At 75.0% G+C, this 14,068-nt stretch carries 11 protein-coding genes; 9 read left to right on the top strand and 2 right to left on the bottom strand.

Annotated features, from left to right (window positions below):
• Positions 1-96: 96 nt before the first annotated feature.
• The 4 genes from kynU to Sdia_RS05790 all read left to right on the top strand — a co-directional run bounded on the left by kynU (position 97) and on the right by Sdia_RS05790 (position 4,997).
• Positions 97-1,338: a kynureninase gene (gene kynU, locus Sdia_RS05775; RefSeq protein ID WP_189500089.1), complete on the top strand. Its 1,242-nt coding sequence runs from the start codon at positions 97-99 to the stop codon at positions 1,336-1,338.
• Positions 1,339-1,491: 153 nt separating this feature from the next.
• Positions 1,492-2,349: an alpha/beta hydrolase gene (locus Sdia_RS05780; protein WP_100455261.1), complete on the top strand. Its 858-nt coding sequence runs from the start codon at positions 1,492-1,494 to the stop codon at positions 2,347-2,349.
• Positions 2,350-2,757: 408 nt separating this feature from the next.
• On the top strand, positions 2,758-4,314 hold the full coding sequence (locus Sdia_RS05785) for a sensor histidine kinase (RefSeq protein WP_100455262.1): 1,557 nt from the start codon (positions 2,758-2,760) through the stop codon (positions 4,312-4,314).
• Positions 4,311-4,997 carry a response regulator gene (locus Sdia_RS05790; protein ID WP_100455263.1) on the top strand — a complete coding sequence of 229 codons (687 nt, stop codon included), beginning with the start codon at positions 4,311-4,313 and terminating at the stop codon, positions 4,995-4,997. The genes Sdia_RS05785 and Sdia_RS05790 overlap by 4 nt, the downstream gene beginning before the upstream one ends.
• A gap of 448 nt (positions 4,998-5,445) precedes the next feature.
• Here the strand turns inward: Sdia_RS05790 and Sdia_RS05795 are convergent, their stop codons facing one another.
• The gene (locus tag Sdia_RS05795; RefSeq protein ID WP_124287399.1) at positions 5,446-6,234 is read right to left on the bottom strand and encodes a diacylglycerol kinase; all 789 of its coding nucleotides are present in this window, start codon (positions 6,232-6,234) and stop codon (positions 5,446-5,448) included.
• Between the two features lie 178 nt (positions 6,235-6,412).
• Between Sdia_RS05795 and Sdia_RS05800 the strand changes: the two genes are divergently transcribed.
• Positions 6,413-7,696 carry an adenylosuccinate synthase gene (locus Sdia_RS05800; RefSeq protein ID WP_100455265.1) on the top strand — a complete coding sequence of 428 codons (1,284 nt, stop codon included), beginning with the start codon at positions 6,413-6,415 and terminating at the stop codon, positions 7,694-7,696.
• Positions 7,697-7,802: 106 nt separating this feature from the next.
• Here the strand turns inward: Sdia_RS05800 and Sdia_RS05805 are convergent, their stop codons facing one another.
• Positions 7,803-8,381 carry an I66 family serine proteinase inhibitor gene (locus Sdia_RS05805; RefSeq protein ID WP_115068900.1) on the bottom strand — a complete coding sequence of 193 codons (579 nt, stop codon included), beginning with the start codon at positions 8,379-8,381 and terminating at the stop codon, positions 7,803-7,805.
• Between the two features lie 172 nt (positions 8,382-8,553).
• Between Sdia_RS05805 and Sdia_RS05810 the strand changes: the two genes are divergently transcribed.
• The 4 genes from Sdia_RS05810 to Sdia_RS05825 all read left to right on the top strand — a co-directional run bounded on the left by Sdia_RS05810 (position 8,554) and on the right by Sdia_RS05825 (position 14,063).
• Positions 8,554-9,210 (top strand): SRPBCC family protein, encoded by a 657-nt coding sequence (locus Sdia_RS05810; RefSeq protein ID WP_100455267.1) that lies wholly within the window; start codon positions 8,554-8,556, stop codon positions 9,208-9,210.
• Positions 9,211-10,371: 1,161 nt separating this feature from the next.
• Positions 10,372-11,697 (top strand): cytochrome P450, encoded by a 1,326-nt coding sequence (locus tag Sdia_RS05815; RefSeq protein WP_115068898.1) that lies wholly within the window; start codon positions 10,372-10,374, stop codon positions 11,695-11,697.
• Positions 11,698-12,114: 417 nt separating this feature from the next.
• Complete coding sequence (locus Sdia_RS05820; RefSeq protein WP_189500090.1) at positions 12,115-13,407, top strand: sensor histidine kinase; 1,293 nt, start codon at positions 12,115-12,117, stop codon at positions 13,405-13,407.
• Entirely contained in the window at positions 13,389-14,063 is a 675-nt protein-coding gene (locus Sdia_RS05825) for a response regulator transcription factor (RefSeq protein ID WP_202854056.1), read from the top strand. Before Sdia_RS05820 ends, Sdia_RS05825 begins: the two co-directional genes overlap by 19 nt.
• Positions 14,064-14,068 lie beyond the last annotated feature (5 nt).

Below are 14,068 nucleotides of genomic sequence, written 5' to 3' on the forward strand. Positions count from 1 at the left end.
CCGTGCCACCCGTGCCACCCCTGGCACCCGCACCACCCGCACGACCGACGACCGCCTCCGGCACCCCGCCGGAGGCTCGGGGAGGGGAATCAGCACATGAGCGTGACGGAGACGGGGAGCGCGCGTCCCGAGGCGTACGCGCACCTGGCCGCGGAGGCGGCGAAGCTCGACGCCGAGGACGTCCTGCGGGACAGGCGCGAGGAGTTCGTCCTCGACGAGTCCACGGTCTACCTGGACGGCAACTCCCTGGGCGCACTGCCCAAGGCCGTGCCCGGACGGGTCGCCGACGTCATCGGCCGGGAATGGGGCGAGCTGCGCATCCGCTCCTGGACGGAGAGCGGCTGGTGGACCGCGCCCGAGCGGATCGGCGAGCGGATCGCCCCCCTGGTCGGGGCTGCTCCGGGCCAGGTCGTGGTCTCCGACTCGACCAGCGTCAACGTCTTCAAGGCGGTGGTCGGCGCGGTCCGCATCGCCCGCGGCCGGGACGAGGCGCGGGAGGAGATCCTGGTCGACGCCGCGACCTTCCCGACCGACGGCTACATCGCCGAGTCGGCGGCCCGTCTCACCGGCTGCACCGTCCGCCCGGTCCAGGCCGGCGAGGTGCCCGCCGCGCTGGGTCCGCGCACCGCCGCCGTCCTGCTCAACCACGTCGACTACCGCACGGGCCGCCTGCACGACCTGCCCGGTCTCACCGCCGCCGCGCACGAGGCGGGGGCGATGGCCGTCTGGGACCTGTGCCACAGCGCGGGCGCGCTGCCGGTCGGGCTCGACGCGCACGGGGTGGACCTCGCGGTCGGGTGCACGTACAAGTTCCTGAACGGCGGGCCGGGCGCCCCGGCGTTCCTGTACGTGCGCGCGGACCACCAGGAGGCGTTCGACTCGCCGCTGCCGGGGTGGAACGGCCACGTGGAGCCGTTCGGCATGGAACCCGGCTACCGGCCCGCCGACGGGGCGGTGCGGGGGCGCGTCGGGACCCCCGACATCCTCTCGATGCTCGCCCTGGAGGCCGCCCTCGACGTGTGGGACGGCGTGGAACTCGACGCCGTGCGGGCGAAGTCGCTGGCGCTCACCGACTTCTTCCTGCGGTGCGTCGAGGCGTACGTGCCGCGGGGCCGGGTCGAGTCGGTGACGCCGGCCGGGCACGCCGAGCGGGGCAGCCAGGTCGCGCTGCGGTGCGCGGACGCGGCGTCGGTGATGGAACGGCTCATCGCGATCGGGGTCGTCGGCGACTTCCGGAGTCCGGACATCCTGCGGTTCGGGTTCACCCCGCTGTACCTCGGCTTCGCCGACGTCGAGCGGGCCGCCCGGGTCCTGGCCGGGACACTCGGCACGGCCTGAGCGCCGTAGGGGCGCCCCGACGCGGCGGGAGCCTCCCGTGAACGGGCCTTCCGGCCGGCGCCGCCCGACCGGAGGCCCGTGTCACAATCCAGCCAGTTGTGGCCGGATGTCAGTGGGGCCGGGCTGGTCCGAGTGGAACCGAGGAGGACGACGGTGAGCGCAGCGCGGAGCGCGGCGGAGCGCGCGGCGGCGGAGGAGACCGCCCTGTTCGCGCAGCCGGAGGCGGCACCGGACGTCACCGCGGCGTACGGCCCGGAGCCGGACCAGGTGGTGGACTTCTACGCCCCGCGCGGGCCGGGGGCCGCCCCGGGCACGCCGCTGGTCGTGGTGGTGCACGGCGGCGCGTGGCGGGCCGCGTACGACCGGCGGCACCTCTCGCCGTTCGCCGCGTTCCTGGCGGGACGCGGGTTCGCGGTGGCGAGCGTGGAGTACCGGCGGGGCGATGGCGGCCGGGGCGCCGGGCGCTGGCCCGACACCCTCGACGACGTCGCCGCCGCCTTCGACGCCCTGCCCGGGCTGGCGGCCGAGGCGGTACCGGAAGCCGACCCGGGCCGTACCGTCCTCACCGGGCATTCGGCCGGCGGCCACCTCGCGCTCTGGGCCGCGGCCCGGCACGTGCTGCCCGCCGGTTCGCCCTGGCGCCTGCCCAGGCCCCCGGCCGTGCGCGGGGTGGTGGCGCTGGCCCCCATCGCGGACTTCGCGGCCGCCGCCGAGCTGGACGTCTGCGGGGGTGCCTTCGCCCAGTTCCTCGGAGAGGAGTACGAGGAGCGGCTGGCGCACGCCGACCCGGTCGCCCTGCTGCCGACCGGGATCGCCACCACGCTGGTCCAGGGCAGCGCCGACACGGAGGTGCCCCCGGCGGTCGCGGAGGCGTACGCCGACGCGGCGACGGCGGCCGGGGAGATGCCGGGCTTCACCCTGGTCGACGGCGTCGGCCACTTCCCCCTCATCGACCCGGCGTCGGCCGCCTGCGCCCTGGTCGCGGAGGAGATAGCCCAACTGGCCTGGTGAAGGGGCCCCGGGCCCGGCTCCTGCGGCAGGTTCGCGGGGGCCCTCGTCCTTCGGGCGGCCCCCGCTGGACGTGTCTCGTCCGAAGCCCGCTCCGGGCGCCGGCCCGGCCGGGGCGGGGTGGGGCGTCCCCGGCCGACGGGCGCGGTACGCGGAAGCGAGGAGCCTTGAGCGCCGCCGAACCGCTGGGAGCGGAGGCGGCGGGCGCGGGCGTCGACGCGTGACCCGGCCACGGCGGGGGCTGTCCCGAGGCACCGGGTGCCGGCGCGGCCGTCGCTCTCACCGAGGAGGGGCACGACGGCGGCTGCCGGGCTCCCTCCCCCGCACGCCTCCCTCCCCCTCAAGGCGGACCCCGCGGAATCCGTAGTCAAGCGGACGTGGGGGACGGGTGGTGGTGCCTACCGTGGTGGCATGACGCAGAGCACGGGCTTCACCTCGCCACCGCCACCTCGCCCGTCCGGGATACGGAAGGGCCCGGAGGCCCAGTTCATCAGCGCAGGGCTGCGCGGGTTCCGCGACGATCTGCTGCGCGGGGCCTGGGCCTACCGGCCGCTGCCGGAGCTGCCGGTCTCCGACAGCGAGACGACGCGGCTGCCGGGGGTGAGGTTCCTCGTCTCCCGCGCGCTCCACCTGGTCGTGTTCGGCGCCGTCGTCTTCGCCTTCCTGGTCGGCCTCACCGCCGGGTACTACGTGTCGCTCCCCGAGCGGGCGGTGATCGGGCTGGTCGCGGTCTCTCCCGCGGTGCTGGCGGCGACCCGGCCGGTGGCCGCCTGGTGGCTCTCGCTGCCGGTCGGCTGTGTCGCCTCGGTGCTCATGGGGTACGGCGACGAGATCCCGTTCAACCCGTCCTCGTACCTGGTCACGCTGCTGGTGGCGGCGGTGGCCGCCGCCTGGCAGGGGCCGCGGGCGGCCTTGTGGATGTGGCTGGTCACCGCCGGGTTCTCGCTCTTCGTGCGCGGGCTGATCGGGTTCGGCTCCAGCAATGTGGTCCCCCTGCTGTTCCTCCTCGGGCTCGTCCTCTGCGCGGTCAGCATCTGGCACTTCCGCCGGACCGCCCGGGAGACGGTCCGCGAGGCGCACCGGGAGGTGAGCGCCGAGCGCTCGGCGACGGCCGCCGAGCGGACCCGCGCCGTGCGGCTGGAGGAGCGCACCACCATCGCCCGGGAGCTGCACGACGTGGTCGCGCACCACATGTCGGTCGTCGCGATCCAGGCGGAGGCGGCCCCGTACCGGGTGGAGGACCCGCCGCAGGAGCTGGCCGACGCCTTCGCCGCGATCCGGGAGAACGCGGTGGCGGCCCTGACCGAGCTGCGCCGGGTCCTCGGTGTGGTCCGCGCCGACGACTACGAGGCCCCCGACGCCCCCCAGCCCGTCCTGGCCGACCTGGACCGGCTGCTCGACGGTGTCCGGGAGGCGGGCGTAGCGGTGGAGAAGCTGGTGACCGGGCGGCGGCGGGAGCTGCCGCAGGGGGTGGAGCTGTCCGCGTACCGGATGGTGCAGGAGGCGCTGAGCAACGTGTTGCGGCACGCGCCGGGGGCGAGCGCGCGGGTCGAGCTGGCGTACGTGCCGGTCGGGCTCGGGCTGCGCGTCGTCAACGACGCGCCGGAGCGCCCCGCCGATCCCTCGCCCGGCGCGGGCCACGGCCTGACGGGGATGCGCGAGCGGGCCGCCGTGCTCGGCGGCGAACTGCACGCGGGCCCTGACGAGGCCGGTGGCTTCGAGGTCTCCGCCTTCCTCCCGGCACCCTTGCCGCCCCCGGAGGAGGCGGCCCCCGCCGACCCGTCCCCCGCCTCCGACGCGCCCCGGCCGCCCGCCCCGGCCGACACCCCGGACGTGGCCGGGGCCACCGACACCACCAGGATCACCACCCTTCCCCGGACCCCCGACGTCGCGAGGACCACCGAGACGCCGGCGGCCGAGGCGCCGACCACGCCGCTCAGCCTCGTCAAGAAGGAGGAGGAGCGTTGACCGGGGCCCGCCCTGTCCGGGTGCTGATCGCCGACGACCAGATGATGGTGCGGGAGGGGTTCTCCGTGCTGCTCGGCGCCATGCCGGACATCGAGGTGGTCGGCGAGGCCGTCGACGGCCGGGAGGCGGTCCGGCAGGTGGCCGCGCTCGACCCGGACGTGGTGCTGATGGACATCCGTATGCCGGAGCTGAGCGGCATCGAGGCCACCCGGGAGATCGTCGCCGCCGACGCGGCCGCCCGGGTCCTCATCCTCACCACCTTCGACCTGGACGAGTACGTCTACCAGGCGCTGCGCGCCGGCGCCTCCGGCTTCCTCCTCAAGGACGCCTCGGCGCGGCAACTGGCCGAGGGGGTGCGGGTGGTGGCCAGCGGCGACGCACTGCTCGCCCCGGGCGTCACCCGCCGCCTGATCACGGAGTTCTCCCGGCTCGCCGAGCGGCCGCAGGCGCCGGGCCCGGGCCAGTTCGGGGAGTTGACCGAGCGGGAGACGGAGGTGCTGGTGCGGATCGCGCAGGGGCTGTCCAACGCGGAGATCGCCGACCGCCTCTTCGTCGCCGAGTCGACGGTGAAGACGCACGTCTCGCGGATCCTGGTGAAGCTCTCCCTGCGCGACCGCACCCAGGCCGCCGTCTTCGCCTACGAGGCCGGGCTGGTCACCCCCTCCCCGGGCGGACTCCGCTGACCCGGCGCGCGTGACCTCGCAGCGGAATCCCGGCGTGGGCGGAGGGCGATCCTCCGCCCACGCCGTACAACCGGCGCGCTCCACGGCCGGTCGATCCCGTCGCGGCGCCGGGACGGGACGCGCCGGGCCCGGGGCCCGCCCGTGCCGACCGGCCGCTGGAGGTTCCCGTGCGGAGAGGACCCCTACCACCGCCCTGGTGCCGGCTCTGACCGCGGGCGGTGTGCCGTCCCTCGGCCCGGCGGCGACGGCGGCACCCGCCCGCGCCGTCCCGGCCCTCCCTCAAGACGTCGACGGCGACGGGTACGCCGAGGCGGTCGTCGGCGGCACCGGATGGCCAGCCAGGCCCGGGCCTCGGCGGCACCGACGGGAAGGGCGACGCCTTCGGCGCCACCTCGGTCGCTGAGACCGGCCCGGCCACGGGCGTACGCGTCGTCAGGCGGCTCCCGCCTCAGGGCAGCACCAGCGACCAGGCCGTTCCCCGCACCCGCCAGGTGCGGGTGCGGACCGGGCCGAGCGTTCGCCCGTCGGCCTTGTAGTGGAAGTCGGGCCCGGAGACCGTCACCACCCCGGCGTGGGTCACGCCGGGGGAGGGCGCGTCGTCCCGGGCGGCGGCGCGCACCTCGGCGCGTACGCTCCCGTCGGAGCCGGGGGCCAGGGTGACCGAGTGGACCGGGCGGTCGAGGTCGGCGACGATCCGCCCGTCCGCCTCGACCCGCAGGGGTATGGGCCCGGTGCGGACGGCGGCGGACCGGCGCAGCCAGGGGACCCGGCCCGCCGGGCGCGGCGGCGCCGGGACGTGCAGCTCGCCGAGGACCACGCCGTCGCTGTCGTCGACCAGCAGGTCGAGGCGGCGCGGCTGCCCGTCCAGCACCGCGCGGGCCGCCGCCACGGCGGAGGCGGGCACCCCGAGGTGGCGGGCGAGGCGCAGGGCGCCGCCCGGGCCGACCGGCACCATGGCGAGGTCGGCCTCGGCCAGCTCCCGTTGAAGGTGGAGCTGGGTGACGGCGCGGACCAAGGAGCGGTCGTCGCCGATCAGCACCGGGCGCCGCGAACCGCGCCGGGCCAGCGCGCGGGCGTACTCCCGAGGGCTCTCGGGGAGGCAGAGTTTGACCGGGGCGCCGGCGCTGAGCACGTCCTTCGCGATGCGGACGGATTCCCCGTCGAGGCGGCGGGCAGTGGGGTCCACGATGACCAGCAGCGACGGCGTGGTGGTCGTGGCGGGCTCTCGAGCCGACACCTCGGTCCTTCCTCGGGTAGCATCTTGGTGCAAAGGCCCCTTGCGCTCTTGCGCCAGGGGCTTCGTCTATTTCGGGGCATGCGGTCCGACGGTTCTCGGCCAACGGCGGTCGGCGTGTACGCGTACGCGTGTGCGCCCTGAACCTTGGACATGCCCCGCCCGGAAGGGGTGTACGCCTGTGCCCGCACTCGTGCTGCTCGGTGCTCAGTGGGGTGACGAAGGCAAGGGAAAGGCCACCGATCTGCTCGGTGGCTCAGTGGACTACGTGGTGCGCTACCAGGGCGGCAACAACGCCGGCCACACGGTCGTCGTAGGCGACCAGAAGTACGCGCTGCATCTGCTCCCTTCCGGGATCCTCTCCCCTGGGTGCGTGCCCGTCATCGGAAACGGTGTCGTCGTCGACCCGTCGGTCCTGCTCTCCGAGCTGAGCGGGCTGAACGAGCGCGGCGTCGACACCTCCAAGCTGCTGATCAGCGGTAACGCCCACCTGATCACGCCGTACAACGTCATCATGGACAAGGTGTCGGAACGATTCCTCGGCAAGCGCCGGATCGGGACGACCGGGCGCGGCATCGGCCCGACCTACGCCGACAAGATCAACCGGACGGGCATCCGCGTCCAGGACCTCTACGACGAGTCGATCCTGCTCCAGAAGGTCGAGGCGGCGCTGGAGGTCAAGAACCAGCTGCTCTCCAAGGTCTACAACCGCCGGGCCGTCGAGGCCGAGCGGATCGTCGAGGAGATGCTGGTCCACGCGGACGCGATCCGCCCGTACGTCGCGGACACCACGCTCATCCTCAACCAGGCGCTGGACGAGGACAAGGTCGTCCTCTTCGAGGGCGGCCAGGGCACGTTGCTCGACGTGGACCACGGCACGTATCCCTTCGTCACCTCCTCCAACCCGACCGCGGGCGGCGCCTGCACGGGTGCCGGGGTGGGGCCGACGAAGATCAGCCGGGTCATCGGCATCCTCAAGGCGTACACGACGCGGGTCGGCGCGGGCCCCTTCCCGACCGAGCTGTTCGACGCGGACGGCGAGGCGCTGCGCGAGATCGGCGGGGAGCGTGGTGTGACCACCGGCCGCGACCGCCGCTGCGGCTGGTTCGACGCGGTCATCGCCCGGTACGCGACCCGGGTCAACGGCCTCACCGACTTCTTCCTCACCAAGCTCGACGTCCTCACCGGCTGGGAGCGCATCCCGGTCTGCGTGGCGTACGAGATCGACGGGAAGCGCGTCGAGGAGCTGCCGTACAACCAGTCGGACTTCCACCACGCGAAGCCCGTCTACGAGTACCTGCCGGGCTGGTCCGAGGACATCACCAAGGCCCAGACCTTCGCCGACCTGCCGAAGAACGCGCAGGCGTACGTGAAGGCGCTGGAGGAGATGTCGGGCGCGCCGGTCTCCGCGATCGGCGTCGGTCCCGGCCGGACCGAGACCATCCAGATCAACTCCTTCGTCTGACCGGCCGCGCCGTCCGGTCGGACGGCGGGCGCACGCGCGGCGGGGCCGCGGGGACCGGACACGGTGCCCGCGGCCCCGCCGCCGTTCGCGGGTCCGGGCCGGAGCCTCAGGCGAACCGGACCTCGACCGGCTCCGGCTGCTCGCCGTCGAGCGCGCGACGGGCGAAGACCGGCTTCGGGCGCAGCGACAGGTCCTCGACCCGGGAGCGGGCGAGGTGGCGCGGAGCGTCGTCCGACAGGGCCGAGGTGACCAGGTAGGCGCGGCGCGCCGGGTCGGCCGGGGTGATCCGGAACAGCTCGTTCGGCGGGTAGTGGGGCGGGTACGACGGCATGACGAGCAGCGGCCGGACGGCGACCGGCTCGCCCTCGTCCTCGGGGACGACCAGGCCGACGCCGGAGCGGTCGGACCGCTCGATCGTGAACATGTCCGGGCCGTGCTGGGGCTGGGCCGTCAGTACCCACCGCTCGGGGTCCCGGTCACCGGTCAGGTCGGTGAAGAGCCGCCCGTCCCGCACGAAGGCGGGGGCGCCGCGCAGCCAGAGGGCCAGCGGCGACATCGGCAGGTCGCGGTCGTCCCCGGCGGCCCGCGCCGCGGGGGTGAGGACGGCTCCGGCCGCCAGGGCGGCGAGCCCGGCCACGCCGGTCCTCAGCAGAGTCCGGCGGTCGGTGCCTTCGGCGGTGGTCATGGCGGGTACTCCTCAAGTCGTGGGGGAAATGCCGGTGATGGGCTGATTCACTCAACGACGTGGCGTCCCGTTGGTAACCGGCGTCCCCCGGTTCCCGCGTGTCGCGGGGTAGGCGTGAGGAGGACCCCCCGCCGTGCGGTGGCGGGGCGCGCCCGACGAGCGAGGGAGAACCGTGAGCGAGATCGACATGCACGACCGGATCGCCGCCGTGCACCGGGAGATCGGGGACCTGCCGTTCCGTGCGGGCGACGGCAGGTCGGTGCTGCTGCGTCGCGCCTACGAGGCGCCTGTCATGGACGTCTGGGCCGCCTGCACCGACCCGGAGCTGATCGCCCGCTGGCTCGCCCCCGTCACCGGCGACCTGCACCCGGGCGACCGCTACGAGGTCCAGGGCCTGGCCACGGGCGAGGTGCTGCGCTGCGAGTCCCCGAACCTGGTCAAGGTCACCTGGGAGTACGGCCCCGACTCGGTGACCGAGATCGAGGTGCGCCTCACCGACGCCCCCGGCCGCAGCACCGCCCTCGAACTGGAGCACACCTCGGCCGCCGCCACCGTCGACGCCCTGGTGCGCGAACAGGGCCCGGTCGGCCCGATCGGCGTCGGCGCGGGCTGGGACACCGCCCTGCTCGCCCTCGACCACGTCGTCTCGGACGCACCCTTCGACCGGGCCGCCTGGACCGGCGGCCCGGAGTCCCGCGCCTGGGCCCGGCTCAGCCACCGGGCGTGGGGCGACGCGGCCGGGGCGTACTGGGGGCTCGGTGCCGACGCCGTCGAGGCGGCGGTGGCCTTCGCCGACCAGCACTTCGTGCCGGGGGAGGCGGGGAGGTAGGCGTCAGGACCGGCCCGGCCACGGTCACGCCCGGCTCGGCGGCGAGTTCCCGCACGCGCCGCTCACCGGCCTCCCGGAGGCGGCCTACGGCGGACCGTCCCGCCCGGCCGGGCCCGCCAGGGGCCGGCCGCGAAAGGCGGTGCCGGGCGGGCACGGCGAGGGCGGGCATCTCGATGAACGGGCCGACGCCCCCCCGGCGGGCACCTGGACCCGAGGCGGCGCCGGCGGCGGCGAGGGGATGGTGACGGCGGCGGCGAGGGGACGGCGACGGCGGCGGCGAGGGGACGGCGACGGTGAGTGCGGAGTCGTCCCGCCGGCGGTGAAGGCGCGCGTGGCGGTCTTCGGGTGACCGTGCCCCCGCTGCCGGAGCCCAGCCGGTCGTACCGGACCTCGGCGAGGGCCGGGGTGCGTCAGCACGGGAGGCCCCGCGTGGCCGGGAGCGTGACGCCGCTGACGCCGGCTCCGGGCGGTGCGCCGTCGGGACGGGGGCGACCCGGCCGGAGCAGGGTTCACCGGCGGCCCAGGCGGAGGCGGACCCGGCGGCCGGGGGTGGCTGCTGCGGGGCGTGACGGGCCGGGGCGGCCGGCGGGGGACTGGGTGCTCCGTGCGGTGGGCCCACCGTCCCGCCCGCGGACGCAGACCTCCGCAAAGCGGACTGGCCGGTACTCCCTGTACCCGCCTTCCGAGGGTCATGTCATCATCAACCGCTCAACCACCCGGCCCCTCACGTCGTCTGAGACGTCGGGACGCCGACCGCGCCCCGGCTGTCATGCCGATCCGCCCGCCACCGCACGATCCGGAGGACCCCACCCGTACCGAAGCAGCCGCCCTGACCCGGCCCACCCCCACCCGCCGCCCCGGCCCGTACGCCACCAGCGTCGCGCCGGGACGCAGCGCCCGGCCACGGCCACCGCTCGCTGCCACCTGGCCCGCAGCGCTCACCCGTCCACCCCTCCCACCGCGTGGCCTCCAGCCGCGCGGACCCGGCCCCGGGACAGGGGTGCCGGAGTCATGGCGGGCTCCGGCCGGTCTCCCGTCAGAGACCACCGGCCGGAACCGCCACCACGCCCGTCGGCGTACTCCCCATCGGGGTCCGGCCGTCGGACGAGGGAACGGCGCCGTCCACCTGTCCGCCACACTTCACAGATGCGAGCACCTGTCATGCCCATAGCCACGCCCATACGCACCGTACGCACCGCCCGTTCCTCCATAGCCACCTGGCTCACCCGCCGCTACCTCAGCCGCCTGCGCCGCAAGGGCACCTCACTCGATCTGAGCGCCCTCTCCAAACTCCCCGAACCGGCCCTGCTGCCGCTGCGGCGCGACGGCCTCGACCCGGTCCCCGAGATCGGTGCCCTGCGCGACCGCGAGCCCGTCAGCAGGCTGCCCGTCCCCGCCGTCCCGGTCTGGCTGGTCACCGGCTACGACGAGGCCAAGGAGGTGCTGGGCGACGCTCGCGCCTTCAGCAACGACTTCGCCCACCTCGTCGGCACCAACGGCGTCGCCGAACACCACGAGCCGGGCGGCCTCGGTTTCGCCGACCCGCCGGACCACACCCGGCTGCGCCGCCTGCTCACCCCCGAGTTCACGATGCGGCGCCTGACGCGGCTCACCCCGCTGATCCACTCGATCATCGAGGAGCGGCTCGACGCGCTCGCCGCGGCCGCCGACGCGGACGGCCGGGTCGACCTGGTCGAGCACTTCGCCCTGCCCGTCCCGGCCCTCGTCATCTGCGAACTCCTCGGTGTCCCCTACGGGGAGCGCGACGCCTTCCAGCAGTTCTCGGTGGCCCGCTTCGACGTGCTCGGCGGCCTCGGAGCCTCCTTCGGTGCCATCTCGCAGTCCCGCGAGTACCTGCGCGGCGTCATCGAGCAGCAGCGGCGCGAGCCCGGTGACGGTCTCCTCGGCATGATCATCCGGGAGCACGGCGACGACGTCACCGACGAGGAGCTGACCGGCCTCGCCGACGGCGTCCTGACGGGCGGCCTGGAGACCACGGCCAGCATGTTGGCGCTGGGCACCCTGATCATGCTCCAGGACCACACGCACTTCACGGCGATCCGGGAGGCCGAGGACCCGGCCGCCGTCGCCACCCCGTTCGTCGACGAACTGCTCCGTCACCTCACCGTCGTGCAGACCGCCTTCCCGCGCTTCGCCCGCGAGGCCACGGTGATCGGCGGCAAGACCATCTCGCCCGGGGACATCGTCATCGTCTCCCTGAGCGCCGCCGACCGCGACAAGCGGCTCGGGCCCGACATGGACGCCTTCGACCCCTCCCGCCCGCCGGCCTCCTCGCACCTGGCCTTCGGCTACGGCATCCACCGCTGCGTCGGCGCCGAACTCGGCCGCATGGAACTGCGCGCCGCCTTCCCCCTCCTGGTCGAGCGCTTCCCCGCACTCCGCCTCGCCGTCGAGCCCCAGGACCTGGAGTTCCGCAAGCTGTCGATCGTCTACGGCGTGGACTCGCTCCCGGTCCACCTGAAATGACCTCGGGCCTCGTCGGCCCCGCGGAGCCGTACGCCCCCGACTCGGGCGATGTCTCACGTGAGACATCGCCCGGTGTCCGGGGTCTGCCCGGCCTCGGTCTCTCCGCCGGGGCCGGCGTGTCGCGCGGCGGGACCCGGGAGCGGCAGGCGTGAGCGGACGGTCCGCGTGCCGCCGTGCCGCCCCGCCCTCCGTCCGACCGGCACGAGGACGACCGGTGCCGGGGCGGTGCGTGGGTGGCCTGTCTCGCGGCGGGTCCGGAGATTCCTGCGCCGTGGCCGTGCTTCTCGTGGAGGGTGTCGAGGGGGCCGGGAGCGGTTCGGGCGCTCCCGGTGCGGAGCAGGTGGGGGGCGCCGTCGCCGACGGGGGATTCCCTGGTTTCCGGCACCCGCCGCGCACCCGGGTACCTAGGGTGGTGGGGTGAGCACCCCGCACGTCAGACGCCCGACGACGCAGCCGCCGCTGAGCTACCTCAGTTCCGCCGCGCCCTGGCGGGCGCTCCTGTATCTGCTCTCCGGGGCGGGGCTCGGGGCGGTCACCCTGCTGGTGCTCGGCGTGCTGATCGGGCTGGGCCTGCTGCTCTCGGTGATCGGGGTCGGGGTGGCGATGCTCGTCGGCTCCGTCCTGTTCAGCCTTCCCCTCGCGGAGATCGAGCGCCGCAGGCTGCGGCTGATCGAGGAGCCGGGCACGCCCGCCATCCCCTCCCCGCACGTCCCCGTCGAGGAGCCGGGGCTCCAGTCCTGGCTCACCGTGCGGCTCCGGGAGCCCTCCACCTGGCGGGAGTTCGGGTACGCGGTGCTCCTCGCCACCCTTTTCCTCCTGATCGACCTGGCCTTGCTCATGCTGGCGGTCCTGCTCGCCGCGACGCTGGTGGTGCCGCCCTGGGCGGCGTACCGCTCGGGGCAGCCGGAGGCGCTGATCCTCACCGCGATCGCCGTCCCGGCGGTGCCCGTCGCCCTCTACGGCTTCGGCGCGGTGGCGGCGCTCCAGGCGCGGCTGGCCCGTCTCCTGCTGCACCCCGCGGCCCGCGAGGACGAGCCGGACCGGGACGCGCGGGTGGTCGAGCTGACCCGGTCCAGGGCGCGGCTGGCGGACGCCTTCGAGACCGAGCGGCACCGCATCCAGCGGGACCTGCACGACGGCGCGCAGCAGCGCCTGGTGGCCCTGGTGATGACGCTGGGCCTGGCCGAGCTGGAGCTGAAGGGCACCGGGCAGCAGGAGAGCCCGCAGGCGGTACGGCGTGGCGCGGAGCTGGTCTCCCGGGCGCGCGGCGAGGCGAAGGACGCCCTGACCGAACTCCGCGACCTGGTGCACGGCATCTATCCGCAGGTGCTCACCGACCGGGGGCTGGCCGCCGCCGTCTCGGAGGCGGCGGTGCGCTGTCCGGTGCCGGTCCGGGTCGAGCTGGAACTGCCCGAGCGGTTGCCGCGCCAGATCGAGGCCGCCGCGTACTTCGTGGTCAGCGAGGCGCTGACCAACGTCGCCAAGCACAGCGGAGCCCGGAACGCCGTGGTCCGCGGTCGCCGTTCGGAAGCGGGGCTGGAGGTCACGGTCCGCGACGACGGGGTGGGAGGCGCCGCGCTCAAGGCCGGCAGCGGCCTCCAGGGGCTTGCCGACCGGGCCGAGGTGGTCGGTGGGAGACTCGCCCTGTCCAGTCCCCCGGGCGGTCCGACCGCCCTCACTCTGGAGGTCCCGTGCCCGCGCTCCGCATAGTCCTCGCCGAAGACTCCGCGCTGGTGCGCGCCGGTATCGAGGAGCTGCTGACCAAGTTCGGCCACGAGGTGGTGCGTTCGGTGGCCGACGCGGACGCCCTCGTCACCGCCGTCGAGGAGTGCCGGCCCGACCTGGTCATCACCGACGTCCAGATGCCGCCCGGCCACGGCGACGACGGCCTGCGGGCCGCCCTGCGGCTCCGCCAGGACCACCCGGACCTGCCCGTCCTGGTCATCTCCCAGTACGTCGCCAAGGCGTACGCCAAGGAGCTGTTCTCGCTCGACGGGAGCACGCCCGGGGTGACCCGGGGCGGACTGGGTTACCTGCTCAAGGACCGTATCGGGGAGCTGAGCGAGTTCGTGGCGGCGATCGGGTCGGTGGCGGCCGGCGGCATCGTCATCGACCCCCAGGTCGTCCGCCACCTGCTGACCGAGCGGGACCGCAGCACCCGTACCCAGCTGCTCTCGGCCCGCGAGTCGGAGGTGCTGGCCCTGATGGCCGCGGGGCACTCCAACGCGATGATCCGCGACGAACTCCACCTGAGCGAGGGCGCGGTGGCCAAGCACATCGGCAACATCTTCACCAAGCTGGGGTTCTCCCCGGACGACGGCAACCGCCGGGTGCTGGCGGTGCTGGCCTACCTGCGGGACGTCTGAGGCGG

The sequence above is a fragment of the Streptomyces diastaticus subsp. diastaticus genome (genome assembly GCF_011170125.1).
Classification (GTDB): Bacteria; Actinomycetota; Actinomycetes; order Streptomycetales; family Streptomycetaceae; genus Streptomyces; species Streptomyces diastaticus.